General features: G+C 48.7%; 19 protein-coding genes. 12 read left to right on the forward strand and 7 right to left on the reverse strand.

Annotation, left to right across the window (positions count from 1 at the left end; all coding sequences use genetic code 11):
* Positions 1 to 4: 4 nt before the first annotated feature.
* Positions 5 to 571: a GNAT family N-acetyltransferase gene (locus AC55FS_RS16610; RefSeq protein ID WP_496933384.1), complete on the reverse strand. Its 567-nt coding sequence runs from the start codon at positions 569 to 571 to the stop codon at positions 5 to 7.
* A 170-nt stretch (positions 572 to 741) separates the two neighbouring features.
* On the opposite strand from AC55FS_RS16610, the gene AC55FS_RS16615 reads away from it, so the two are divergent.
* On the forward strand, positions 742 to 1,551 hold the full coding sequence (locus AC55FS_RS16615) for a flagellin (RefSeq protein WP_496933385.1): 810 nt from the start codon (positions 742 to 744) through the stop codon (positions 1,549 to 1,551).
* 13 nt (positions 1,552 to 1,564) lie between these two features.
* On the opposite strand, the gene AC55FS_RS16620 is transcribed toward AC55FS_RS16615, so the two are convergent.
* The 3 genes from AC55FS_RS16620 to AC55FS_RS16630 form a co-directional block, all read right to left on the reverse strand.
* The gene (locus AC55FS_RS16620) at positions 1,565 to 2,794 is read right to left on the reverse strand and encodes a DUF711 family protein (RefSeq protein WP_496933386.1); all 1,230 of its coding nucleotides are present in this window, start codon (positions 2,792 to 2,794) and stop codon (positions 1,565 to 1,567) included.
* A 174-nt stretch (positions 2,795 to 2,968) separates the two neighbouring features.
* A complete protein-coding gene (locus AC55FS_RS16625; RefSeq protein ID WP_496933387.1) occupies positions 2,969 to 4,087 on the reverse strand; it encodes a helix-turn-helix transcriptional regulator in 1,119 nt (372 codons plus the stop codon).
* 96 nt (positions 4,088 to 4,183) lie between these two features.
* Complete coding sequence (locus tag AC55FS_RS16630) at positions 4,184 to 5,407, reverse strand: MFS transporter (protein WP_496933388.1); 1,224 nt, start codon at positions 5,405 to 5,407, stop codon at positions 4,184 to 4,186.
* 87 nt (positions 5,408 to 5,494) lie between these two features.
* Between AC55FS_RS16630 and AC55FS_RS16635 the strand changes: the two genes are divergently transcribed.
* Together AC55FS_RS16635 and AC55FS_RS16640 are read left to right on the forward strand one after the other, a co-directional pair.
* On the forward strand, positions 5,495 to 6,379 hold the full coding sequence (locus AC55FS_RS16635) for a LysR family transcriptional regulator (protein WP_496933389.1): 885 nt from the start codon (positions 5,495 to 5,497) through the stop codon (positions 6,377 to 6,379).
* 93 nt (positions 6,380 to 6,472) lie between these two features.
* Complete coding sequence (locus AC55FS_RS16640) at positions 6,473 to 7,252, forward strand: siderophore-interacting protein (RefSeq protein ID WP_496933390.1); 780 nt, start codon at positions 6,473 to 6,475, stop codon at positions 7,250 to 7,252.
* A gap of 40 nt (positions 7,253 to 7,292) precedes the next feature.
* Here AC55FS_RS16640 and AC55FS_RS16645 read toward each other — a convergent pair whose 3' ends face one another.
* Complete coding sequence (locus tag AC55FS_RS16645; RefSeq protein WP_496933392.1) at positions 7,293 to 7,721, reverse strand: hypothetical protein; 429 nt, start codon at positions 7,719 to 7,721, stop codon at positions 7,293 to 7,295.
* 9 nt (positions 7,722 to 7,730) lie between these two features.
* Complete coding sequence (locus AC55FS_RS16650; protein ID WP_496933394.1) at positions 7,731 to 11,732, reverse strand: tandem-95 repeat protein; 4,002 nt, start codon at positions 11,730 to 11,732, stop codon at positions 7,731 to 7,733.
* 708 nt (positions 11,733 to 12,440) lie between these two features.
* Between AC55FS_RS16650 and gbpA the strand changes: the two genes are divergently transcribed.
* The 4 genes from gbpA to AC55FS_RS16670 all read left to right on the forward strand — a co-directional run bounded on the left by gbpA (position 12,441) and on the right by AC55FS_RS16670 (position 17,164).
* A complete protein-coding gene (gene gbpA / locus AC55FS_RS16655; RefSeq protein ID WP_496933395.1) occupies positions 12,441 to 13,838 on the forward strand; it encodes an N-acetylglucosamine-binding protein GbpA in 1,398 nt (465 codons plus the stop codon).
* Between the two features lie 115 nt (positions 13,839 to 13,953).
* Positions 13,954 to 15,717, forward strand: coding sequence for a PKD domain-containing protein (locus tag AC55FS_RS16660; protein ID WP_496933396.1), 1,764 nt, complete (start codon positions 13,954 to 13,956; stop codon positions 15,715 to 15,717).
* A gap of 99 nt (positions 15,718 to 15,816) precedes the next feature.
* Positions 15,817 to 16,374, forward strand: coding sequence for a DJ-1 family glyoxalase III (locus AC55FS_RS16665; protein ID WP_496933397.1), 558 nt, complete (start codon positions 15,817 to 15,819; stop codon positions 16,372 to 16,374).
* Complete coding sequence (locus AC55FS_RS16670) at positions 16,328 to 17,164, forward strand: substrate-binding periplasmic protein (protein ID WP_496933398.1); 837 nt, start codon at positions 16,328 to 16,330, stop codon at positions 17,162 to 17,164. Before AC55FS_RS16665 ends, AC55FS_RS16670 begins: the two co-directional genes overlap by 47 nt.
* 51 nt (positions 17,165 to 17,215) lie before the next feature.
* On the opposite strand, the gene AC55FS_RS16675 is transcribed toward AC55FS_RS16670, so the two are convergent.
* A complete protein-coding gene (locus tag AC55FS_RS16675) occupies positions 17,216 to 19,063 on the reverse strand; it encodes a DUF885 domain-containing protein (RefSeq protein ID WP_496933399.1) in 1,848 nt (615 codons plus the stop codon).
* 333 nt (positions 19,064 to 19,396) lie between these two features.
* Here AC55FS_RS16675 and AC55FS_RS16680 point away from each other — a divergent pair, with 333 nt between their 5' ends.
* The 5 genes from AC55FS_RS16680 (at position 19,397) to AC55FS_RS16700 (ending at position 25,553) form a co-directional block, all read left to right on the forward strand.
* Entirely contained in the window at positions 19,397 to 19,768 is a 372-nt protein-coding gene (locus AC55FS_RS16680) for a VOC family protein (protein ID WP_496933400.1), read from the forward strand.
* A gap of 532 nt (positions 19,769 to 20,300) precedes the next feature.
* Positions 20,301 to 21,374 (forward strand): peroxidase, FMP-type, encoded by a 1,074-nt coding sequence (locus AC55FS_RS16685; protein ID WP_496933401.1) that lies wholly within the window; start codon positions 20,301 to 20,303, stop codon positions 21,372 to 21,374.
* Positions 21,375 to 21,406: 32 nt separating this feature from the next.
* A complete protein-coding gene (locus AC55FS_RS16690) occupies positions 21,407 to 22,660 on the forward strand; it encodes a ferritin-like domain-containing protein (RefSeq protein ID WP_496933402.1) in 1,254 nt (417 codons plus the stop codon).
* 12 nt (positions 22,661 to 22,672) lie between these two features.
* Entirely contained in the window at positions 22,673 to 24,481 is a 1,809-nt protein-coding gene (locus AC55FS_RS16695) for a LodA/GoxA family CTQ-dependent oxidase (protein WP_496933403.1), read from the forward strand.
* Complete coding sequence (locus tag AC55FS_RS16700) at positions 24,474 to 25,553, forward strand: tryptophan 7-halogenase (protein WP_496933404.1); 1,080 nt, start codon at positions 24,474 to 24,476, stop codon at positions 25,551 to 25,553. The genes AC55FS_RS16695 and AC55FS_RS16700 overlap by 8 nt, the downstream gene beginning before the upstream one ends.
* Positions 25,554 to 25,559: the final 6 nt, after the last annotated feature.

Here is a 25,559-nt window from a genome sequence, read left to right on the forward strand (position 1 = left end):
TTCTTCAGCCTTGGCCGAATGACTTAATAAAAATCAAGGTGTCGTCTAACTGACCATTCGGCAGCCGTCTATGCTGGCTTAATCTGGCCTCTAATTTATATCCGCAGCGCAATGCAACATCAGCACTGCGACGATTGCTGGCTGCTGTGCGAATTTCCAACCGGCTCGCTTTCAACCTTTGCAGGGCAAATTCACTGAGTAACGATACCGCCCTTGTCATGATCCCCTGCCCAGTTGCCGAGGCTCTAAGCCAATATCCCATCTCGTAATAGGGTACCTGAATATCCCGAATATGCAGCCCGATTAAACCGAGAAATTCCTGACTGGACTTGCTGATAATCAAATAACGAAGTTCTTCTTTTTGCTCGGCAAAATTCTGTTCCGCTCGCGTCATGTTTTGGGCCAACTGCGCAGGATCACGCATTAAAGGCACCCAGTCGAGAAACTCACCCAGTTCGCTGCGACTCTCTTCCACTGCTTGCCACAATGGCTCCAGCCAGGCCTTTGACGGTGGTAACAGCTCGATCGTTTCGTCCTGCAAGCAAGTAGCGAGTATTTGTGCATCCAACATCTTTCAACTGCCTTATCAAAACTAGGTAACGCCCTTGGTATGACAGCCTGTGATCGTAGCGCCACCCATAGCGCTGCTTTACAGAGTGATACCTGCCTTTTTTCCACAACTCGTGACAGCCAAGCTCAGCTGTCGTTAACCTATACGAGTAGCCTGCATGGGAGCAGATCATGACCTCTATCTTGCCTGGATCTTCCACATCATCACTGGTGACGGCCGACAACCGCAACAGTCGCAGCCTACAGCAAATCGCTTCCGGCAAACGTATCAACAGTGCTGCAGATGACGCTGCCGGTTTAGCCATCGCTACCCGGTTTAGCAGCGATATCAACGCCACTCAACAGGCGCTAAGAAACGGCTTAGATGCACAGTCGTTTATACAAACCGAAGATGGCGCACTAAGTGGCATCAGTGACAATATTCAGCGCTTACAAGAACTGGCCTTACAACAAGGCAACGGCATATTAAACGACTCTGATCGCCAAGCGCTGGCGCGTGAAGCAGAGCAAGTCAGTGCACAAATTCAAGATACCTTGCAGCAAAGCCAGTTTAACGGTCGGCCGCTGTTTCAGCGCCAGCAGGAAAGCAGCGAATTAAGCTTTCAACTCGGTGACCAAGCGGGTGATGCGATCTACCTGAAGGCCAACAATGACGCAGAGGCCATCGAACAGCAGCTGGCTGAATTGGACTTTAGTAGCTCAGATAGCAGTAACAACCTCACCAACCTGAGCGCCCTGCAGCAAACCATCAACGATCGTCGAAGCGAACTGGGTGCTGTCAGCAACCGCATTGATTCAAGCCTTGAAAACCTTCGCCAGCAAAATGAGAGTGCACAGGCGGCACGCAGCCGTATTGAGGATGCCGACTTGGCCAATGCTGCATCACAACGGGTACGTGAGCAAATACTGCAACAGGCTCAAATCAGCAGCCAATCCCAAGCTAACGCCAATGCCTCGGATGTGTTACGGCTGCTGTCTTAGAGCTTTTAAGCACTCAAGGTACCGCCAACACCGCGCAGTTACACAGATCATCACTACTAAATTGCGTCATATCACCTGCTGTTAATCCGGGAACGGGGAATACTCTGACGGTTAATGGCTTATTCAGCCTAAATGCCAAGGTACCGGTATCACGCATTAACGCGGCTATTTTACCCGCCGGGGTATCGCCCGGAATGGGCACAGTATCAAGACCAATCCCGCACACAGCGCTATAAGACAGCAAGGCACGAATATCAAAATGATCGGCGATGGAACCTTGCGCCAGCCCCAAGTCTTCTGTCAGCGCCAGCATTAAACCGGAAAAACCAACCAGATCAACACCCGATATCGACTTAAACACACGCGTCAATAGCGCCGATGCCTCAACACTGCCAGCTGCGCCAAAATACTCCACCCCCAGCTGCTCATACAAACTGGCCATGCTGGCACAATTTTTCGACGGCGCTGCAGAGCTGTCGAAACCAGCACAATGGAAATCGCTATCCAGCTGAGCATCAAGCAAGCAACCATGAATCGCATCCACATGGTACTGCAGTGCCTGTCGCATAACGTCAAAGCGTCCTTGCATCTGCTGCTGATAGCTACCTTGTGGCTGTTGGTTGTACTGCTCAAGTACCGCCAGCAAAAGGTCCGGGGTTTCCAGTCCGATAACGTATTGTCGCCCCAATGATGACTGATGATAACTGGCAGGAAAGTAAGGGATCAGGGGCTTGCAATTAAAGTTAACGGTGAAGTTAAAATTACCTTCACCCTGCTCCGTTAACTCACTGATCCGAATAACAGATTCCGCACACTGCTGAATGCACTCATCGTCGAGTAGGCCCAGCTCATCAGCCGCAACGTTAACGCAGACATTGCACAAATCGCCGAACTGTTGGATCAGCTCTGGTAACATAGCGATCTCGCTAGCGGTTTTCGCTTCACCGATGGCAAAGCGCAAACGCACCCCACCCGTATCTAAGCGGGTTAACAGCTGCTGTAGCTGGGCCATATCCTGCTGCGCAGACAGCAAACTACTGGTATCGAGATATTCACCAAAGGCATTGGTGACAACACGAACCGATTGCACGTCATAACCACTTTGCTGTAGTGCTTGAGTCGCTTGCGCGCAAAATCGTGCCGCTTTCATTATTTCATCGAGCCACAAGGTTTTGTCCCGGGTCAAATTAATAAAAGTGGTCACAGTGCGTACACGGCAAAGGCTTTGATCTTGGTAATTCACAATAACTCCAGCGAATCAAGTAGTCAGAATGCATAGGACTATGCTGCTACTATCAAACTTTCTTCTGTATAAAATAGCCTGCAAATATACTCATATATCACGTTGCGAGCCAGAACAGTTCGACAAATTAATTAGAGCACAGTTGAAATTTTCATAACGAGCCAACCCACGACATCATTCAAACCAAGATTCGCTATAAGGCACACTATTAAGTAAGTTAACCAGAGCCATCTGACTGCTGCAGCCTGTTTTTCTAAATATATTTTTAATGTGAAACTTCACCGTATTGATCGATATGCAATCATTGTCAGCAACTTCTTTGACACTGACCCCCATAGCCAAGCGTTGACTAATCGAGGCTTCTTTAGCACTTAACGAAAACAGTGCCATGAGGCGCCCTGTTGGCAGTGGACGAATTAGCGTAGGCCCAAGCAGGTATAGCATGATCCCCACAGCTTGATCACTATTTGGCAGCAATAAAGGCTGATAAGCTGCAGTGATCCCTGGTATCAGTTCAATTTGTTCTGCGGCTTCAATATTTAAATGGTATCCTTCACAGCGTTTTGCCGCCTGCATCAACCCTATATACAGCAAATGCTCCTGGCGACGATCGGCCACCCTTAAACACCCCTGCTCACAGTGCAATGCTGACTGCTGCTCAATAAAGTCTTGCATCGGCCGATTTTTCGCACAGATTTTACCCGTTTCGGTCAATATACAGACGGGGATTCTAAATGTATGTACCAAAGCTGCTAAGCGAATGTCTGCGTTTTCCTGCTCTCCAAAGGCGCGCTCAGCCGATTTTTTCAACTGGGGAAGTAGCTGATTAAATGCTGCCAATTGAGAAACAGTAAAATCCCCATGGCGCTCATGCCTATTACACATGATTATTCCTAGCCAGTCCTCCGATTGATAAATACACGCCCCCGCAGAATCACGTAGCCCCTGGGGTGCAACCCATTGCTGATAGTGCTGACTAGAAAAAAACAGATCACGATCTGGTGCCTGACTAATACTATGAAAGCGATCTCGCTCACCATGCATCAGTCGGCTCAGCAAGTAATCATTGTGAATATTTTGCTGTACATATTGTTCTGCCAACGCAGTAGGAATGCGATTACCGCCATCGACGTGGAAACGAATAGCAAAACTACGCTTATTGATAATGAATAAATGGCATACATGTAATTGAAATTCTTCTACCATCAATTCAGCAAATTGCTGCCAAGCAGATGGAATGTAAGCAGCCTCTAGTAAGCTAGTTTGTAGGCGAGAAAGGTCAGGCAAACTCATGCTGATCATCTAATTAGTATTCAAGATCAGCACACTATCCTAATCCGATGTTCAACAACATCCTTTTTTAACTTCAATCGACGTACATGCAATGACTCAACTGACAGGCTCAGCACTGTTATGCCCTAAACGCAGGGCCAGAAAAAGACTGACAAACAAAATAAGTAGCGACGCCATCACGACTCCAGACCAGCCAGCCCAGTGCCAGAAAGGATCCAAATAATAACCCCCGCTACTGGCTCCGAGATAATAACAAACCAAATAGACGGAAGAAGCTGTCGCTGGCGCCCTTTCAGCTTGCCGACTGACCCAAGCGCTAGCATTGGTGTGAGCAATGAAAAACCCCAGAGCATTGATCAAAAAACCAGCGACAATCCACCATAGAGAATGGCTAAGAGTTATCAGCGAGCCCAACATTAACAGAACGATACCCATAACCATTACTTGAGGTGGAGACATACGTCGGAACAAACGCCCGCTGAACGCGGCTGCAACCGTGCCAGACAGATAGGTCAGAAACAGCATACCCAACGCCGAAGGTGGAAGAGAGTAAGGTTCTTCTGACAAGCGAAACGTGGCGTAACTGAATTGATTAACAAAAATAAAGAAATTCAGTCCACCTACCAGATAAGCCAGCAGTAACTGACGATTACGTAAATGGCCAGCGATATCCACAAGCATTTTCTTTGGGCGAAAAGGCTGGCGTTTAAAATGCTCAGAAGAAGGCAAAAAGTACACAACGGGCAACAATAAAATGACACTAACACTGGCCATCAGTGCAAAAGATTCATGCAGCGAAAAATGTTCAATAAAAAAACCACCCATTAAACGCCCGCCAATACCGCCCAATGAGTTGGCACTGATATAAACTCCAACGGCAATGCGAAAAGCACTGGGATCCAACTCCTCGCGCATATACGCTAAGGCAATCGCCGGCAACCCTGCCAGACAAATCCCTTGTAACGCACGCCAAGCCAACATTGACGACAGTGATTCGACCCAGCTCAACGCCAGCGTACATACGATAGCCAGCGCAGCGGTCGATAACATCAGCCAACGCCGACCAACGGCGTCCGATAATGGACCAAAGAATAACAGTGACAGTGCCAGTGTCGCGGTTGTGATCGTGAACGTCTGCCCGGCCAGTAGCGGCGATATGCCAAAATGCTGCACTAAATACGGCAACATTGGCTGTGTCAGATATAGATTGGCAAATACAACAAATGAACCCAGTCCTAGCGCCAGAGTGGCTGGCCAGAAACTTTGGCTAGACATGCCCACGTTAGGGCTGTGTCGATGGCAAGCGGGTGAACTGCTCATATCACATACTCCTGAGAGCGGTAATAGTAGCAATTCAGGTAAAATCAGTTAAATATATACTAATTACAATAACCATAAAGATTTCTTATGGATGTACGCAGTCTGCGCTATTTTAAAGCCGTGGCCGATGCCGGTAGCTTTACCCGGGCCGCACAGCAATTACATCTGGCTCAGCCGGCCTTAAGCATGGCAATACGCAAGTTAGAAGATGAACTTGAACTCATCTTGCTACATCGCCGAGAGCGTCGCGTTACCCTGACCGACGAAGGCAGACACCTCTACGCCCATGCTGAGCGCATCCTTCAGGCCAGTGAAGATGCGCTGCTAGAGATGGCAGAACTGAAGGGGCTGCAGCAGGGGCAGGTGCGGGTTGGCGTGTCCAGCATGCTGGGCTCCTATTATTTCCCGCCGATATTTATGGCATTTCGCCATCGTTACCCCCAACTCAGCCTATCGGTCATCGATGCCGGTACTGATCGCTTACGCCAGCTGTTAATTCAGGGCGAGCTAGATTTGGCAGTGATTGTCGATGAACACTGCCCACCGGCTTTACACGCAGAGCGATTCCTCAGTGAACAGATGCTGGTGACTTGTGCTCAGGATCACCCGTTTTCACGTCAGCAAAGTATCGCTTCTGAAGACTTTTTTGCTCAGGATTTGCTGCTGTTTAAAGAAGGGTTCTTTCATCGCAAAGTGGTTGAGCGTATGGCCAAGGACGGTGGCTTTCAGCCCAAGATCAGTGTTGAAACCAACTTGATCACCTTGATCAAAACCATGGTTCGACAAGGTTTTGGTGTTTCCACCTTGCTGCCTATGGTAATCGCTGACAACGATGGGCTGATTACTCGTCCCTTTGCCGAACCGGTATGGCTGCATTTATCGCTGGCCTGGCGCAAAGAAGGCTACCTGTCGCGAGCCAACCGCACCTTTGCCGATTTCTTATTGAACCATAGCTCGGTGCCAGGCTGCTGATAACTGACAACATAGTGTTCCAACCGCACGGGTTCACAAACAGCAACCCAGATACGATAATGATTCTCGATTGCATTAGCAGCAGGAACCATAATGAGTAAAGCCCCAAAATTCCATTTACTAAGTGTGGTGGAGAACCGCTTACTAAGCCCCAGCATGCGACGCCTGACACTGGCGGGAGAGGTACTGCAGCATTGGCCCAACAATAGCGACGGCGGCTATTTTAAGTTGTGTTTTAGTGCTGATGGGCAGGCGTTACAGCAGTTACCAGAGGATGGTATACGTCCACTAATGCGCACCTACACTATTCGCCGACTGCGACCGCAACAACAGCAACTCGACGTTGATGTTATGCTGCATGGCGATCAACAACACAGTGGACCCGCCAGCCGCTGGGCAGCCCAGGCTGAAGTTGGTAGCCACATCATGATTGCAGGCCCTGGGCCTGCTAAATCTCCTGCAGCCGCGAGCGGCTATTTACTGGCCGGAGACATGACCGCCTTACCCGCCATCAGTGCACATCTAGAGAACTTACCCGATGATGCTCAAGGGCATGCGGTGATTGCAGTACCCGAGACAGCAGACCAGCTGCCACTGCGCCACCCAGCGAGTATCACGCTGCATTGGTTGCACGATAAGGCAGATTTGCTCACTAAGATTCAAAGCCTTGAATTGACACAGGATCTAGCGGTTTGGGTCGCTTGTGAGTTTGATCAGATGCGCGCCATACGTCAGTTTGTACGCCAGCAATTGCAGTTGCCACGCCATCAAACCTACCTCAGCAGTTATTGGAAGCAAGGCCGCAGCGAAGATGAGCATAAAGTGATAAAACAACAAGACTTGTCCAGCAGTGACACTGAAATTACAGACTGAGGCACAACAAAAAAGGGGCCAATATGGCCCCTTGGATGGATTATTGAGCTTTGTAGCGCTCGGTAATCACATCGATTTCCACGATTAAAACATTTTCCAAACGCTCTAGTCGTTGCTTTTCCGCCCACATATCCGTGTCATCCGGGTAAGTCAGCATCATCACACCTTCACCAAAGTCAGAAACCTCAACATCCCGACCCAAGTGAGCACTGATATCACCGTTTACTTTCAGCATCAGGCTATTACCTATGGTACCAGTTTGGCCACGCTGCTTTTCAACCACCTTGGTACCCGGTAACAATACCGGCGCACTGCGCTTGCCGGATTGATGACTGCGCGCAGCGGGCTTGTCTGATTGCTGCACGTCTTCTTTGGGTAACTCAAATACCCAGCCCTGATTTTCAATTTCAGTGGCTGTTGCTTGGCCAAATAAAGTCAAGCCAATAAACCCAGCGATGATCGCTTTCATACTCACTCCTTAATGGCCGTATATTTTGATGGCTGCTTTATCAAACGTAGCCAACTTGGTTGGATTACTAGCAGTCAGCACCACACTGTCAGTATCTGTACCTGTGTTATTCAGCAGTTCAGCCTGGAAGCGGAAGTCACCACTATTGGTGTCTACCAGTCGCACTGTCCATTGCCCTTGTGCCGATTCACCATAAAATGCATTGCTCAGTAATACCGTGTTGTTGAAGTCCGCTGCCACATTGCTGCTCTGATCTGCCACCAGCATACTGCGTGGCTGCAACACCATGGACTCTGTGCCACTTGGCGAACGTACAATGACGGCCAAGTCAGCATCCCGCCCATAAGTTGCCGAAAAACGCACTTGAATGGCTTCTACCGTAATATCGTCATTGATCACAATGGTCTTTTCTCTGCCAACGGCACTTCCGTCTGGAATGTCTTCGGACGTTGTATTCGCGCTATCAACAAAGTCAATAATTTGGTAATCCGGCAGCAGCTCATAGTCTACCGAACGTGCAAGGTTAACCGCGGCTTGCGCATTTACCATGCCAAAGCCATACCAGTTATGGAACCAATGGCCAGCAGCGTTTTGCACCCAACCAGGCTCAGCCACAAAGCGACTGCCATTGCCCAGATCCACTTCGACTGGAACAAAGTCATCGTCGATCTTACGTGCAGTCACGGCCATGATATGTTTTACATCACGCCAGGTCAGCTGATCATTAGCTTCGAAAATCAACGCTGCTACTCCCGACGTTACCGGCGCAGCAGACGAAGTACCATTGAAGGTTGAGGTGTAGTCACAGTTTGAGTTATCTGCGGAGGCTTGGCCGTTAAAACCTTGATTACGCGAGTAACCATGAGTACATCCAGAGATATCCGTGGTGATCATTGCCGGAGCACGGAAACCATATTCACCGCCCGGTGAGGATACCCAAATAGATGAACCAACGGACGAGTAAGACGATAACGGTGTATCAGCATCAGCCGCCAGCGCCGACACGACGGTGTAATAAAAACTTGAGTTATCACCACTGGTATTCGCCACATGGTCGGTCAAGTTAGGGTTAGTACCCGTTATCGAAACAGCCTCACGCCCATTAAAGTTATATCCGCTTACTCGAATATCTTTAAAGGAGTTACCAGCGGATTTAATAAAGGCTACACCACGGCCACCATTGTTGTTGGTGGTAACCTGTCTGCGCCGAGCCTCATAGCCAAAGTAAGGACCCTGGCCTGCACGGATATCATCGGAGCCGTAGCTCATATTAATGACCAGCACATCGTCGGTTCTAATACCACCATGAACTTCTTTCCAAGAGTCCCAGCCTTGATGTTTCAGGTAATTGAAGCCCAGCAGCTCTGCGTAAGGAGCCACACCACGACCACCAATACCATTAAAGCCGCGCGCAGCAATCAGGCCCGCGACCGAAGTGCCGTGATCTCCCCCCGATGGGTTTGCCGCGTTCAGAGGTGGGGTTGGGTCGGAGTCATTATTCACAAAGTCGTAAGAACGTCCGGCGACAACGTTGTCACGCAGGTCCGGATGGTTGATTTCCATGCCGCTATCGACCACAGCAACCTTGATACCTTCACCCAGTAAACCTAACCGATGCACAGGTTCAGCGCGCACGTCGTGCCCTGCAGTACCGGATGTCCAGGCATAGGCATTTTGCCCTGTGTTGTTAATATGCCATTGCTGCGAATATAGCGGGTCGTCACCTGCTGGCAAACCAGATACTGGCTGAACATCAAAGCGCAGTTCAACTTGGTCGCTGGCTTGACCATCATTGACAGTAACCTGAATCACATCTTCGCCTACAGCATTTGCATTAGCGGTATAGAGCAAGACATCATTATTAATTCGGATCTGACCAAAACTGGCACGACTGCGGGTGCTAAATTGCAACGCATCACCATCGGCATCTGCTGCGACTAAGTTCACTCGTACCGTCTCACCGGCATTCACCTCATAACTGCGAGTTGCCAGATTAAATACCGGAGCGTCGTTAACTGCGACCACCTGCACAGGCACAGCCACAACCTTATCGGCGTAACCTACTGCCGACACGGTGACATTGATGGAGTCAGTACCGTTGAAATTAGCTTCAGGCCGATAGCGCAACTGACCATTAGCTGTTAACTGCGCCACACCATGACTGGCATTGCTTAACATCTCATAGCTTAAAGTTGGCAGGCCAGAGCCTTGCGGCTGCAAGATGGCATCTAACAGGCCATCTTCATTCACACTCAAGGTCTGGAAGCGAATATCCGGCAAGGTCGCCGTTTCGATTGACAGGCTCACCTGCATTTCGGTTACAGCAACGCCATCACTGACTCGCAAGGTAAATCGATCTTCACCGCTGGCATCTTGATTGGCCTTATAACTCCAGTCGAGACTGTTAGGCTGAATCGTTAAGCTACCTTTTTGCGGTGCTTGTCCTTGCGCTAGAGTCAGAGCGTCGCCATCGACGTCCGTCACTTGAACGGTACGTTCAACTTGGCTACCTGCTTCTAAGTTTAGCTGCAAACGTTCAACTGCCAGTTTAGGCGCATCATTTACCGAGCTTACGTTAATGCTGACCCATTCACGTACCGTCTGATCGCCATCGGACACTTCAACCTGCAATTGATCTTCGCCGTTAAAATCCTGCTCTGGCTGATACTGCAGTAGACCCGCTGGAGATAATGAAACAGTTTTACCATGAGCACCTTGAGTCAGTAGCTTAAAGCGCAGTTTTTCTTCTAGCCCACCACTGGTCTGCAGCTGTTGCTGCAGGCTTTCATCTTCGCGGGTATTCGCCTTAACCGTCACTAATTGCAGTGGCAGAGCTTTTGTATCCGGCTCACTAACGGTAATAGTCAGTGTGTGCTCGACTTGATCAGTACCATCGCTAACAATAATGGTAAGGCCTTCACTACCCGCCTTATCGCCCGCTGTGTATAGCAGTTGATTGCGCTCCATCACCGCTTTACCAAGACGTGCTGGCGTTTTGAGGCTGTATGTCAGCTCACTTCTCTCGACATCAACCGCTGTTAATGTCAATCGAACGACGCGTTTGGATTCCACTTCCAATGATTTCTTTGGACTGATCAAGCGTGGAACATCGTTAACCGGTTTAATATTGACGTTAATACGCTGCTGTACGATGGAGCCATCAACCCGCGCAGCCAATACGAAGCTATCGCTGCCGAAGAAGTTCTCTTCCGGCGTGTATTGCCATTGCTCGCCTTCCAGATTCGCTTGGCCATTCTTGGGCGCAGTGGCCACTACAAAAGAACGTGCCGTCAGACCCGTACTGTTCAGATTAAGACGAATGGCATTGTCTTCATTCGCTTCGGCATTAATCGCAGTAAAGCGAGGTTCTGGCTTTGGCTCAGGCTTTGGTTCTGGCTTTGGCTCAGGCTTTGGTTCTGGCTTTGGCTCAGGCTTTGGTTCTGGCTTTGGTTCTGGCTTTGGCTCAGGCTTTGGCTCAGGCTTTGGCTCAGGCTTTGGCTCAGGCTTTGGCTCAGGCTTTGGCTCAGGCTTTGGCTCAGGCTTTGGCTCAGGCGTTGGTTCTGGTGTTGGAATAGGCTCTGGCTCCGGCATTGGCGGAGCTACAATCGCGGGTTGTAATTCAAAAGTAATACTGGTTTCGATTTCCAGCTGACCATCCGAAATGGCGATAATAATGATATCTGTACCAGCAGATGTCGCACTTGGCTGATACTGCAATTGGCCATCTTCGGTTAATGATGCTGTGCCACGACTAGGGCCCTGAACAATACGAAACTTAAGCTTATCGCCATCTGGGTCTTGGGCTGGCAACTGCACGCTCAGGTTTTCATCCAAAGCAACAGACCAGTCATTGTTCAACATCTTGGGTGGACGGTTACCGCCACCATCTCCCGTTTCAGGAGTAGGTGTATCGATGCCAGGATTGTCACCACCACGGCCACCGCCATCACTACTACCACCACATGCACTGAGCATGGCGGCGCTGACCGCCAACGCGAGTAATCTGGACATCTACATCTCCGGCTAACGTCGAATAATTAAGGGGAGGCTCATTATTTTCAGTTAGCTTTCAATGGGTAGTGCCAATGTTTCAAACTGTGACGGGATTCAACCAAGTGTAAAGCTTCGTAATGAGAGCGAGAGCTAGTTCACGCAAAAAATCATTAATAACAAAGTTCGTAGTAAAGATCGTCTCCAGCCTACGAAGAACAATACTCAACCCAACCCTACCCAGCTGAACAATCTTCAGAGTCCGGTCTAATCAAATCATCTCCAACGCAGTGACCGGCATAACTGACGTTCGTATCTCTCAGTACTACATGGACCACTCCTGACAGACATGAATCATACGTCATTATCATTAGTTCGATTGAGCTGCCAAAATTTATTAATAAATGGAAGAGAGAAATCAACTACAGGCTGAAAATTAGGAAATATTAACTAACAGAAAAAATGACAAATAAAAATCCTAGCGGCGACATAGGCCATTACAAAAAATACGCATAAAAAATCAAAAACGTCTGAAATTGTCTGCTATGTTCGGTCATACCCTGTCAGAGGGATGCATCTGACACACTGGTTGTAGATACTGTTCTCAGTTTTAACAATGTTTACCTTCATTGTTTAGGTTCAGGAAAAACACCTGAATATGCTGAAGCAGTCCCAGCACACAATGCTGGTTAATTCAAAGCAACTTGCTTCAAGGAAAGGAGGCCACATATGTCGGCTAGATCCCGCCATTGGCTATCATCAACTGCAGCCGTGAGCGCTGTCATTTTTTCTACCTTAAGTCCTGCGCTGGCCCAGGCTCACGGGTATATTTCCGAACCCGCCTCTCGCAGCAAGATGTGTGCTACGGGTGTTAATAACAACTGTGGTGCTATTCAATGGGAACCTCAAAGTGTCGAAGGGCCGGACAGATATCCTTTGTCAGGGCCAGACGATGGTAAGATTGCTAGTGCCGGAAACGCTGCATTCTCTCCACTCGATGTTCAGACCAGCAGCCGTTGGAGCAAAACCGCCATTACTGGCGGTCCAATAAACATCGAGTGGACATTTACTGCACCCCATGTGAGCCGGGACTTTCGTTATTTCATTACTAAGCCAGACTGGAACCCGAATGAGCCACTAACACGTTCCAGTTTTAGCAGCGACCCATTCTGTACTCATGATGGCCGCCAGCAAAAACCAGCTAACCCGCTGCAGCATAACTGTTATTTACCGGCCAACCTCCATGGCTACCATGTGTTATTAGGTGTATGGGATGTCGGTGATACGGTCAACTCATTTTATCAAGTGGTTGATGTAAATATTATCCAAGACAATCAACCTAAGTGGCTAGACATTGGCGATATTTCACCAGCGCGCCAGTTAATGGCCGGAGACAAAGCAACGCTGCACCTGTTTGACCAGCAACAACAGGTTAACGCTATTACCTGGCAATACAACGGCCAAGGGAACTGGAATAAAAGCTTTGCGGAGTGGATCAATCAGCGCACTATCGGTGTCCAAGCTGGCGTCCTAAACACTGCTGGCAGTATTGTTCCGATTGATGGCCACAACGATATTTTAGTGACATCTGATAGCACTTTTAAGCGCGCCGAAATCAGCTTTGAGACTCAGCAGCCCATTCCGATCGAGCTTACGCTGAACAACTTGCAAGACAGCTATCGCGTTGATGGCAACCAGTTCACATTGGATCTGGACTTCACCAGTCAGCAAACTCTGAATCTGGATATCAGCCTGTATCAGCAGCAACAACTGGTAGCACGCAGCAGCGGCAGTCTAATGCAGCAATTACAGCTGCCTATCGCGCTAGATTCACCGCTTCCTGGCGATTACGAATTAATTGTCGTCGCGCGTAGAGAAAATATCAGCAAACAATTCAGTTATCGATTTACTCTGACATCAGACAGTAGCGGCTATGACTCTGTCTACCCGAATCAGGTCTCTGACTATACGGCCGGTATGCGGGTATTAGCGCAAGACGGTCGCATCTATCAATGCAAACCTTATCCATACGCTGGGTGGTGCCGGATTTACAATAAATCTGACCCAGCTTATGCCCCCGGAGTTGGTCGAGCCTGGCAAGATGCTTGGCTACTGGTAGGCCAATAGGTACATCACCCGTACCGACTTTTGCCTCACCTACCCGGTGAGGCAGCTTAAACCGTAACGCCTCTGATACAGCTGTTGGATATCGAAGTGGGGTATAACCATACAGGGAATAATGATGAAAAAAACAACCTGGATAAGCGCAGTAGTATTGGCTTTAGGTCTTGGCAACAACGTACAAGCAGAATCACTCAATGAGTTGCACACCCAATGGGTAAAGGTCGCTGAAGATCACCAATTCAGCGCACAGTATGATTGGCAATCGGGGTGGAATAATGACGGTTCGCACACGCTGGAAATAACACGTCCTGGTGCCAGCTTTGTAAAACTGCATTTCGATCAGTTTCAATTACCACAGGGAATGACTCTGGTAATAAGCAACAGTAATGGTACTGAGCTATATCGCTACTCCGGCAGTCAACCGTCCTCGATGAGTATGGCTACTCACATCACTGAGCAATCTTTTTCAGCCATGTCCATCAGTGCCGATCGAGTACTGGTTAAAGTTGAAGGAACACCGGTCGGGAATGCCAATGTAAAAATCAGCATTGATAAAATTCAGCAGGGATTTTCTGAAGCAGAATTAGCCAGTGGCCCCGACATGTCGATAATGTCAACCTGCGGTGAAATGGAACGTCGAGACGTGATGTGCTGGGCTGACACCAATCCAACCGAGTTCGAACGCACTCGTCCGACAGCTAAGTTATTGTTTGGCGGCGGTGCCTGTACAGCCTGGCGTGTTGGTGCTGACAACCGTGTTATGACTAACAACCACTGTATTGCCACTGCTGCTGAAGTTGCCAATGCTGAGGTTTGGTTTAATTATCAAAATACCAGCTGTGATGGTACAACCGTAGCTACCGTCACCAAAGTAACCGGCGCAGAACTTCTGGCAACGGACTACGATCTGGATTTTACCCTGTTTACCGTCAATAACTTTGATCAAATCCAGTCATTTGGTCACTACGGATTAGACGTGCGTGAACCTGTGGTCGGTGAAGGTATCTTTATTCCGCAGCACGGCGCTGGCAACCCTAAAGAGTTATCAATTGAGTCTGATCAAAACAGCTCTGGCCAATGTGAAATTGATGTTGCCGTCACCGGTGGCCGTGGAACAGATACAGACACTGGCTATATGTGTGACACCATTGGTGGCAGCTCTGGTTCACCCGTTTTAGCTGACTCCAGCAATAAAGTTATTGCCTTGCACCACTTTGGCGGCTGTCCTAATCAGGGCGTTTTAATTGATAAAATCTGGCCCAAAATCAGCAGCTATTTCGATGGCATTCCTGACAATGACGGCGGCGATGGTGGCCAAAAAGCACCGACGGCTGACTTCTCAACCAGCATCTCTGCCCTGAGTGTTACCTTCAATAACTTAAGTACCGATCGCGATGGTACTATTGAAAGCTATCAGTGGGACTTTGGTGATGGTAATAGTGCAAAAAATGCCAACCCTAGCCATACCTACGCTAAGGCAGGCACTTACAGCGTCACATTAACGGTTACCGATAATGATGGTTTAACCGATAGCATTCGCAAAAATATCGAGGTGCTTGATGGTGATGGTATTCCTGTGCTGGTTCCGGGCAAGACCATCTCAGGCCTGTCTATGAGCCGCGGTGAATGGCTGATGTATAAGGTTGAACTGCCACGCGGTGCAACGGATCTGAGCGTAAAAATCTACGGTGGCTATGGCGACGCTGACTTGTATTTACGAGCAGATGAGCAGCCTGATAATGATAATTTCGACTGTCGTCCTTATACCAGTGGCAACAATGAACAATGCAGCGAAGCAGCACCTGCTAGCCGAGTTTATTATGTTGGCATCAATGCCTATCGCAATGTCTCTGGTCTAAGTTTGGTCATGACTCACAACTGATCGACTCGCCGGCGGCACTCGCCGCCGGTTCATTCCCTATCTTGCATGCAAATGCTAGAGTACAGCCAATTCAATCACGCAAATAAATAGGAGAATTTAATGGCCAAGGTGGTGGTTTTTGTCGCCAATGGTAGTGAAGAAATTGAAGCGTTAAGCTGCATTGATGTACTGCGTCGTGCTGGGGTCGATACCACGGTGGCTGCGGTAGGAGACAATCTCGAAATAACTGCAGCCCATGGGGTCAGCATCAGAGCCGACGCCCTGAGTAAAGACTGTCGCGATCAATCCTGGGACGCCGTGGTGCTGCCGGGGGGCATGCCAGGCGCCCAAAACTTGGCCGACGATTCGGCGGTTGCAGCCATATTGGCCCAACAGCACAGCGAGCAAAAGTGGATTGCCGCTATTTGCGCGTCCCCTGCTGTGGTGTTGGCATCACAACGGTTGTTACAAGGCCGCCGTGCCACCTGCTATCCTGGTTTTGAAGAGCAGCTACTGGAGTCTGCTACTATGTGTGTCAGCGAGCCCATCATTGTAGACGGCCACTTCATTACCAGCCGTGGACCAGCTACCGCTATGGTGTTCGCCCTACGGGTTGTAGCCGCGGTGACTGATGATGATACTGCACGTCGTATTGCCAAAGATTTGTTACTGGCTTAACGCCAGATGTCTTTCCTGGCGGGCCATCCTTGGCTCGCTATGGCTGAGCCTGGCCCTCGCCGCCCCCAGCCACGCTGAAGATAAACAGCTAAGCATTGCAGTAGGGTCTTGGCCGCCCTTTCTGGCCCAAACTCAACAGCACAACGGGCATGTTGCGCACCTCATCAAAGATGTCTTTCAATCCCGTGGCTACATTGTCAGCTTTCAATTTATGCCCTGGGAGAGAGCCTACCGCGAAGCCGCTGCGGGAAAACACGACGCCACTGCAGTATGGATGGAGAAACAAGAACGTAAACTCGATTTCCTCTATAGCGACGCTGTCATGGATGAGGTGTTTGTATTTTTCCATCGCTCACGTGATACGTTCGATTGGCAATCCTATTCAGATCTGTCACAAAAAAAATTGGGCGGTGGATTGTCTTACAGTTATGGCGAAGAAATGGATAAAGCCATTGCTCAGGGCACGATTTTTCTGCAACGCGTTTCAACCACCGAACAAAATATAAAGCGTCTAGCAGCAGGTTACATTGACGCCTTTGCAGAGGAGCGAAGTGTAGGGTATTTCAACCTGCGCCAACTTTCACATTTACAGGGAATTATCAGACACCACCCTAAGCCTGTATCAATCAATCAAAGCTATGTACTTTTTCCTCGTGGTACTGTGAATAGTCAAGTGTTGCTAAAAGAGTTCAACCAAGGCTTAGCTGAATTTCGATCTTCAGGTAAGTATCAACAGTATTTCGACGACTTTTCTGCAGGGAAGTACGACCCTCCTGTTAGAGAAGAATAGATTTTCAGACCGAATAAAAGGGCTCCTTTGTAGGAAAAGGAGCCCTACTCCTTACTCTTGGCTAGCGATATGCTGCTGACTTTCAGGCAAATTCTGAGCTATATAGCGATCTACACTTTTTTCTAACAACGCCATCGGCAATGCACCATTGCGTAGCATTTCATCGTGAAAATCTGCCAAGTCAAACCGATCACCCAGCGCCTTACGGCTACGTTCTCTGAGTTCTAGAATCTTCATCATACCGACTTTATAAGCCGTCGCCTGGCCAGGGTTAACAATATAACGCTCGATTTCAGACACCACATCCGACATTGCTGTGCCTGTATTAGCGGCCATATAGTCGATGGCCTGTTCGCGTGTCCAACGCTTCTCATGCAGTCCAGTATCCACGACTAAACGCACAGCGCGGAAAAGCTCTGCTTGTAAGCGACCAACGTTATCCAGCGGCTGCTCCTGCATCCCCATTTCCCAAGCCAAATACTCAGCATATAGAGCCCAACCTTCAGTAAAGGCCGTAAAAGGTGACGCACGGCGAATAAAAGGAATACCTTCTGCCTCCATTGCCAAAGCTATTTGAAAATGATGGCCCGGTACGGCTTCATGATATGCCAAAGTACGCATGCCATATTTAGGCGTTGCTTTAATATCATATAAGTTTGCGAAAAAGCGTCCCGGACGACTACCATCAATAGAAGGATGCATATAATAAGCACCTGGAGCCGTTTTTTCCTTAAATTCAGGGATCCGACGGACCTCAACCCCGGCTTCAGGTAAGCGACCAAATACACCCGTCATATTAGATTCAACTTCAGTGATGATATCGCGGTATTCCTGCAATATTTTGGCACGCCCTTCATCAGTATCCGGATAGTACTGATCTTCTTGAGCAGCTAATGCTTTGATTGCGGTTGAAAAATCATTGCTATCACTGATGCCTTGTTGCTGCAATATAGTGATGATTTGCGACTGAATTCGTGCAACCTCTGTCAATCCGATATCATGAATGCGCTCTGGTGACAGCTCTGTTGTTGTTTGACTTTTTAGTTGATAACGATAGTACTCATCACCATCAGGCAATTTCCACACGCCATCGTCGGTGGTGGTTTGAGGGCGTACTGAGCTGAAATAATCAATTAGACGTTGATAAGCAGGATATACCTGAGACTGAATAGCTTGCTCGGTCGCTGCCAGAAGAGCCTGATGTTTTTTCGTATCCACCTCAGATTCGGATAAGCGTTTAGCTAAAGAGGTGTATAAAATATTGTCTTTTGGTTGAGTATCGACAAACCCAGACATTTCATCCAGCACCCGATCAACGACAAAACGCGGTGGAAGTACTCCACGCTTTTCTCGCTCCTTTAAGCCCAATAATAACTGCTGGAACTGGCTATCAACCGCAGCAAGACGTGATAAATAGTGCTCTACAGACTCATAGTCAGTAATCTGATGCTGCGAGTCCATAAAACTAGGAAACCAACTTTGCACGCCAAACAGCTGGTTCACAGGATAATTATGAAAACGGAAACGATAGCCGTCGATTTCTTGATCAACCAAGTACAGTGCCACTGCTTTTGACAACTTTTCCTGTTCAGTCAACTGCGCGTCATCGTACTGCAGCAACACCTCTCGTCCCTTCAACAAGCGCTGGTGAAGCTCTTCGTAGCGTTCAGGGCTCAAGTCGTTCAGTTTGGCATTATGGCCATCAATACCGACGGTTTCGAGAAAGCCCAGCGAGGTTAGCTGCTGAGGCTCTTTGAGGGCTTCTTTCAGTAACTCTCGGTTAAGATAGTTATTCAAGTAAACCGGCTTTTCTGCATACCATTCATGGCTTGCAAACCCTACGGCCAATACCAGTGCCGACAGGCTGACCGTACCCGTCCATTTTAAAAGACGCTTCATCGTAATGCTTTCCTTTGATATCAACACGGCATCATCATACGGTCGGATTTCGCCTAGCAGCAAGGACTCATCGTTCCATGGTGAGGATATGTTGCATGACTGGCATATTTTTGATGACAAAATAGTCACTTACCCACCATTAGTGTGGAAAGTTTAATGAAAAACGCGTTAGTTTAGGACTCATAGCACAGAGACAAGCGACGGACGGATTGGAGTAACATAGTAGACACAGCATCGCTACTACATAGGCCTTCTTCCCTCAGTCGTAAGGTATCGAGAATTCCACCTCGAGCGAATTTAGGCCGACAAAGACCACTTGGCATGGAGCTTAATATGAACTTAAACCAAGTAACCCTGGCAACACAGGATATAGAAGAATCAAAAAAATTTTACCAGATTCTAGGGTTCACTCTGATTGTCGATACCCCGCACTACCTTCGCTTTTCCTGCCCCCAGGGTGAGGCTACATTTTCTCTATTAAAGCAAGATAGCCCCATCCAAAACGATAGTGTTATCTACTTCGAGTGCGAGCAGTTAGATAGCCTGGTTGACTCTTTGATAGCGCAAGGCATTCATTTTGACCAGCTACCGACAGACCAGCGCTACTTATGGAGAGAAGCTATTTTAAAAGACCCCTCTGGCAATAAGATCAAGCTCTACTGGGCTGGTGAAAATCGCTTAAACCCACCTTGGAAAGTGGCCTAAGCGGATATTACAAATAAGAATCAATATTACTTATCCCGTTCATTTTCGAAAAATACCGTCGGCACTGCAGCCAATCTACTGGCTGCTTCCCACCTGTTACATTGATGTCACACGGTTATCTAATTCCAACGCATTAGAAATGCCGTTCTCTCCTTCAATCTGCTGGTTTTGTGCGCAAAGACTGAATGTCGCTAGGGCCGGTTCACACTAAGTAAATTATTTCTGCTGAGAACCCGTTTTGCTCAGAGCAAGGAAGGAGGATTGGTATTAGTGGGTTAAATGAGTGACGAGTGACATAGCTCCTGAGGGAAACGGTCCTCAGCCCGAAGGGTTATGGCCCAATAAAACTCAAATGTGTTGCTGTTCATTCGCTTAACCCATTAGGCCACACTCTCAGCGTCTTGCTTGAGAGCTCTTGGGCCAATAACAGGCTTGTTTCATTAGTGTGAACAAGCCCTAAAACAACAACAATGATGTATTGCAACCAGCCGACACAGGCTGTCGGCAACCATTAGCGACAAGGAGAGACGTCATGCCCGACAACTATCCAAGATATACACCAGAGGTGCTGGAAAAGCCCGCCGATTATGGCGTGCTAGAACAGCTGCATGGCACCTGGGTGAATTACAATCCAGGTAATACTATACAAGGCTGGGGAATTCATACCACCTGTATGCCCTCGCCTGGGTCCAACTCAGAAACAATTCCAGGAAAGTTCCATTTTTTGTGCGAGAACTACACCGAAGAGCTGACCTTTACTCTAGTTCCGGGCGGTGTTCGTAATCGCGGTGGTGCCAACGAGCAGTTTAACGGCGCAGTCGAATACTCTCAGCATATACATGATTTGAAGGGTAATTTACTGCACGCCGAAAATGGAATGTATTTATGGATGAATGATGTCTATAACCATCCTGCTGATGACCAATCCATTATGACGGATATTGGCTATCCAGAGCTGTCGTCTGGTGACGGTTCAAATGGCCCCCAGTACGTGCCTGCCTATCAGGTCTCACGCAGCGGCGTTATTCCCCACGGCAGTACCATTATGCTATTTGGCAAAGATTCAAGCCATACTGGCGCACCGCCGTTTCCCAATGGCGACGCTACCTGGCAGCCCGATCACCTAGCTATTTCACCCAGTATGGGCGGTGCTGGCGCATCGTTGGCAAATCCTATCAACCTGGACCAGCCTGCACCCGATTGGGTACATGACCAAAGTTTGCCAGATCGTGACCCCAGCGGTAATCGTACCTATACCCAGCGCATACTGGCCCACGAACTATACCCATATTCAGTACGCCCCGATTTGAAGCTTCGTGACGTTTTGCGCGAGCAAAAGGTGAAAAGTTATACCTTGCTCGATATGCAAACTCGCGAAACAGGAGGCCCACAAGGTGGTGTACTCAATACCCCCTTTGTGCAACGTTTTACCCCTATCCATGAAATGCAGTTTCGTCTGTGGATAGAAACCATTGAAGAAAATGGTGAAGACATTCTGCAATTGCAATACGAGCAAATTCAGTTTTTTGAATTTCAATTTGGCACCGACGGTGGCACCACTCGTTGGCCCCATATTCAGGTCAATACCCTCAGAAAAAAAGCCTGATTCCATCTATTGATGCACAAGGAGATGCCATCATGGAAACCTGCACAAACACTGACGTCCGCACCGGATTATTTAGCCGGCTGCAATACAGCAGCACACCAGACCAACAAGACCTACAAGCTGCCGCACAATTGGCCCTACAGGTCGAATTTACGACCATTCCAACGTACTTAAATGGCCTGTATTCGATCAGTGATACCAGCAGCTACGCCTACCAAACGCTGCGTAGTGTGGTTATGGAAGAAATGTTCCATGTTAATCAGGCGGCGAATATCCTGGTCGCACTCGGTGGGCTGCCTAAGTTTACCGGCGATGCCACGCCAAAATACCCTGGCTATTTGCCTCAAGCCAACCCAGAAACCACACCCTATCTTGGCCTATATCGCGCCAGCCCAGATGTATTCAGTAATGTTTACGAAGCAATAGAAACACCTGCTGCCTTTGGAACGCCGCCACAAGGCGATAATTACGACAGTATCGCCCAACTGTATGCTGCTTTAGTAGATGCCGTGGAAAGAGCCGATATTGCAGGAGGTAACCCATTTAACAATGATGGTCCTGGACGTCAGCGCACCAATATTTATCTAGGGAAATTTGGTGGTAATGTTGAGCCGGTAAAAAACATGGCCAGCTTCAAACAAGCCGTTCAGGAAATCGTTGAACAAGGCGAAGGAACGGTACCCCCACAAGCACCATTGAAGCCAATTGAGCAGTACGGCAGCTACAACCACTATGGCAAGCGTACTGATGGCACCTATGGCCCTATCATTGGCACACCATACGAACTCAGTCATTTTATGAAGTTCCGCAGTGTCGCCATGAAACCTGAAGAGTTTCCAGCCACCTACCCCATCATCTCAAATCCAATTGCAGACGATTATACCAACGAAGTTGCAAAACATTTGTCGATTGCTTTTGATATGAGCTACACCCTAATGCTGCATGCGTTCGAGCAGTCCTTTCAGGCAAAGGCGGCTGACCCATATTTCAGTATTGTATTGAATCTGATGCACGATGTGCTGCCAAACTTGGCCAGAGCATTGATGCAAACACCTGCCCTAAAGGATGGAGATCCTTCCGTAGGACCAAACGCAGCTCCGTCTTGGATCTGCATAGAAGGAGATGACCTCACACCGCAGCAGTTAATAGACGAGCTGACATGGATATTAAAAAATATTCCCAACTCTAGAGATCTAATAACGGTGAAATCTTTGCTTCAATATGCGTTGGAAAAAACACTTGAAATGAAGAGCACCATAGTCGAACTCGGACTGGACCATTTTTAAAGGGAATTCATTATGGCCAATTACAAAATTTATCCGCCCATTAATATCGCACGTGTTGGCAATGCACCGGACGACTTCTATATCGGCCCAGAAGAGTATCGTGGACTACCTACCACACTGGATGGCAAAGCTATTACTGAAGACGGGTTTCGTGATAGCGAGGGGCGTATGTGCCGCCAGGCAGCACGCTTTCGTATTTATGACGACAATGATCAAGAAATCACCCTAAATACCAAAGGCGTAAAGTCCATTAATTGGACAGTACATATGGCCAATAAAAAGGCCAGCTGGTACGAGTTTGCGACCAACGAAGGCGAACGCGGCTATAGCAGTAATCATCCACTTAGAAATGCATCGGTTTGCGGCCACGATCGTTTGAAACTCATGATCGACCCAGGCCCACGTAGCATCAGCGGCGCTGCAGCTGGTCCGGTAGCAATGGACAAAAACTCGGTGCCATCCGGTTATCAAGGTGCTCATTTTCCTGAAGACATGCTGTATCCAAATCAGGACTATATAACGACGCTAGGCGAGCTACGCACCGATGGCGAAGGACGCTTATTGGTGCTGGGTGGTCTAGGAATATCTGGTACCCATGACCCTAAAGCGACGATTCAACAATACGCCAATAATGATGGTTGGTGGGATGACACCAGCGATGGACCGGTTTGGGCTGAAATTCAGTGGGAAGATGGCCGAGTTGATCAGGTGGAAGCAGCCTGGGCATCAGTAGCACCACCATCGTATGCACCAGAAATCGCCAACCTGGTCACTCTGTGGGATACCATCTTTGATGGTGCCGTTCGACAAGGGCACTACCCACACATCTGCAACGGTAGTATCTGGCAAGGCGGTAAAGATGGCTATAAACCTAATTTCCAAAGCGAAATTAAGCCATTAATCGAACGAGCCGCCACTTATACCTGGGTCGCTGCCATTCCACCGAAAGCACATAGTTTTGATATGGAGGCATTAGGCACAGTGCCAGATGGACATCATGACGAGTACTTGGGCCTTCGTCGTTGGATTCTCGATGTTCTGCGGCCGCCTAATAATGAAAACACTTTGATATCGGAACGTGGCTCTACCATGATGCCCTATCTGGCCGGTGACAACTGTCTAATTGACGGCACCTTAACATCGAATTATTTGCGCTTAACCGATACGCAATATTTCTTTATGCAGCAGTGGGCAGATGGCTTTTTTATTAACGAACCTGAACAAACATCTGGCCCTCTCGCCTTAACCCGCAATGTCTTAGATAACTGCGTCGGTGGTGCTTTTTCGCCCGGTATTGAACTGACCTGGATTTCACGTGATCGTGCAATTTATCAGTCTGATGATCCTCTGCGCATTAACGCCTGTGAGCCAACTAATGGCCCACTCAGCTTGGAGTTTACCCCCAGCGCCATGCAGCCAGGAGACATGACTCGCTATATGGCCATTCCCTGGCAGGCAGACTTTAATGAGTGCTCATCACAACCGATCGGCGATCGGGTGTTGTGGTGGTGGCCAGCCCAGCGGCCAGAGTTTGTGTATCTAGAGCACGAACCTAAGGCCAGCAGTGCCGCCTTTATGGCTTTGGCGAGTGGCAACCCATCAGACATTCCCGTGCCTGATCAGCAAACGCCTAACCAATACCCTTGGGTAGGCACAGGCTTTGATCAGACTCGCGATGACTTTATTGCATTTGCCGACGATACCCAGATGGTGAAGTACTGGTCAAGACTCGGCTTTATTATGGGCAAAGACATCGATGGCGAAGAACGCTTTGTCGAAGTAGCTCGTACACTACCGCGGCCATTTTCAGCCGATGATTGATGTAGCGGTTATAGGAGCAGGCCCCGCGGGGTCTGCTACTGCGCTGGCGCTAGTGCGTGCCGGCGTTGGTCGTGTTGCGTTGATTGATCAGCCGAAAAACAGACCTTTTAGCATTGGTGAATCCTGCGCGCCCGATGTGGTGTCCAAGTTGCAGCAACTCGGCTTTAATGCGCAGCTTAGTCAACAAGGACACAGCCCTTATCATGCCAATGTCTCTTGTTGGGGAGGTATTCATCAAACCGATGACTTTTTACATCGCTTAGCTGGCCAAGGCTGGCACCTGGATCGACAGCGCTTTGATCAGCAATTAATGCAGCAAGCCGTGGAACACGGCGCTGAATTAATTCAGCCTGCTAAGGTTCATTCAATCAACAACTGTTCCGGCAGCTGGCAGCTACAGCTCAAGCAAGGTGACCAGACTTCAATGCTTAACTGCCGTTACCTCGTCGATGCCAGTGGCCGCAGCAATGCCGTCACCAAACATTTGCACGTCAAACGAGAACGTCTTGATAATTTAATGGCACTGGCCTGGACACTGCCGGACGGAAGTGCACTGCGCGGTAGAACTTTAGTTGAATCCATGCCGCATGGTTGGTGGTACGCCACTTGTTTGCCCGATGGCAAAGCACTGGTGAGCTTAATGTCCGACGCTGATTTAATGCAGTCTTTGAAAGAGCCACAATGCTTGCGCAAGTGGTGGCGACAAAGCTCTCAACTTTCGCACTGGCTGCCATTCAGAGAAGATACAAACATTCAGCCTATTGCTTTTGCCGCCCATGCTGGCTTTATCAAACAGGCAGCCGGCCCCGGCTGGATTGCCGTTGGTGATGCCCTAGCTTCGTTTGATCCGTTAACATCATCGGGAATATCCAATGCATTAGGTGATGCTCTGGCCGCTCGAGAGGCTATTTTAGCCTGGTTGACAAAAGGGGATTTGGCCCCCGCCCAAACTTACGCTGAGCGCATGAATCGCTCAATAAAGCGCTATATGTCTGAGTGGTGGCAGCAGTACCAAAAAGAGCGGCGCTGGCCTGATTATGATTTTTGGCAACGACGCCAGCTAGAGGCGTGATGAACT

It is taken from the genome of Bacterioplanes sp. CLAM21 (genome assembly GCF_059641015.1).

Coding starts and splice junctions, on each gene's coding strand:
- AC55FS_RS16675 (WP_496933399.1), bottom strand. CDS start 19,063: ATGAAGCGTCTTTTAAAATGGACGGGTACGGTCAGCCTGTCGGCACTG.
- AC55FS_RS16625 (WP_496933387.1), bottom strand. CDS start 4,087: ATGAGTTTGCCTGACCTTTCTCGCCTACAAACTAGCTTACTAGAGGCT.
- AC55FS_RS16650 (WP_496933394.1), bottom strand. CDS start 11,732: ATGTCCAGATTACTCGCGTTGGCGGTCAGCGCCGCCATGCTCAGTGCA.
- AC55FS_RS16685 (WP_496933401.1), top strand. CDS start 20,301: ATGCCCGACAACTATCCAAGATATACACCAGAGGTGCTGGAAAAGCCC.
- AC55FS_RS16635 (WP_496933389.1), top strand. CDS start 5,495: ATGGATGTACGCAGTCTGCGCTATTTTAAAGCCGTGGCCGATGCCGGT.
- AC55FS_RS16700 (WP_496933404.1), top strand. CDS start 24,474: ATGATTGATGTAGCGGTTATAGGAGCAGGCCCCGCGGGGTCTGCTACT.
- AC55FS_RS16610 (WP_496933384.1), bottom strand. CDS start 571: ATGTTGGATGCACAAATACTCGCTACTTGCTTGCAGGACGAAACGATC.
- AC55FS_RS16670 (WP_496933398.1), top strand. CDS start 16,328: ATGATGATACTGCACGTCGTATTGCCAAAGATTTGTTACTGGCTTAAC.
- AC55FS_RS16660 (WP_496933396.1), top strand. CDS start 13,954: ATGAAAAAAACAACCTGGATAAGCGCAGTAGTATTGGCTTTAGGTCTT.
- gbpA (WP_496933395.1), top strand. CDS start 12,441: ATGTCGGCTAGATCCCGCCATTGGCTATCATCAACTGCAGCCGTGAGC.
- AC55FS_RS16645 (WP_496933392.1), bottom strand. CDS start 7,721: ATGAAAGCGATCATCGCTGGGTTTATTGGCTTGACTTTATTTGGCCAA.
- AC55FS_RS16615 (WP_496933385.1), top strand. CDS start 742: ATGACCTCTATCTTGCCTGGATCTTCCACATCATCACTGGTGACGGCC.
- AC55FS_RS16680 (WP_496933400.1), top strand. CDS start 19,397: ATGAACTTAAACCAAGTAACCCTGGCAACACAGGATATAGAAGAATCA.
- AC55FS_RS16695 (WP_496933403.1), top strand. CDS start 22,673: ATGGCCAATTACAAAATTTATCCGCCCATTAATATCGCACGTGTTGGC.
- AC55FS_RS16630 (WP_496933388.1), bottom strand. CDS start 5,407: ATGAGCAGTTCACCCGCTTGCCATCGACACAGCCCTAACGTGGGCATG.
- AC55FS_RS16640 (WP_496933390.1), top strand. CDS start 6,473: ATGAGTAAAGCCCCAAAATTCCATTTACTAAGTGTGGTGGAGAACCGC.
- AC55FS_RS16690 (WP_496933402.1), top strand. CDS start 21,407: ATGGAAACCTGCACAAACACTGACGTCCGCACCGGATTATTTAGCCGG.
- AC55FS_RS16665 (WP_496933397.1), top strand. CDS start 15,817: ATGGCCAAGGTGGTGGTTTTTGTCGCCAATGGTAGTGAAGAAATTGAA.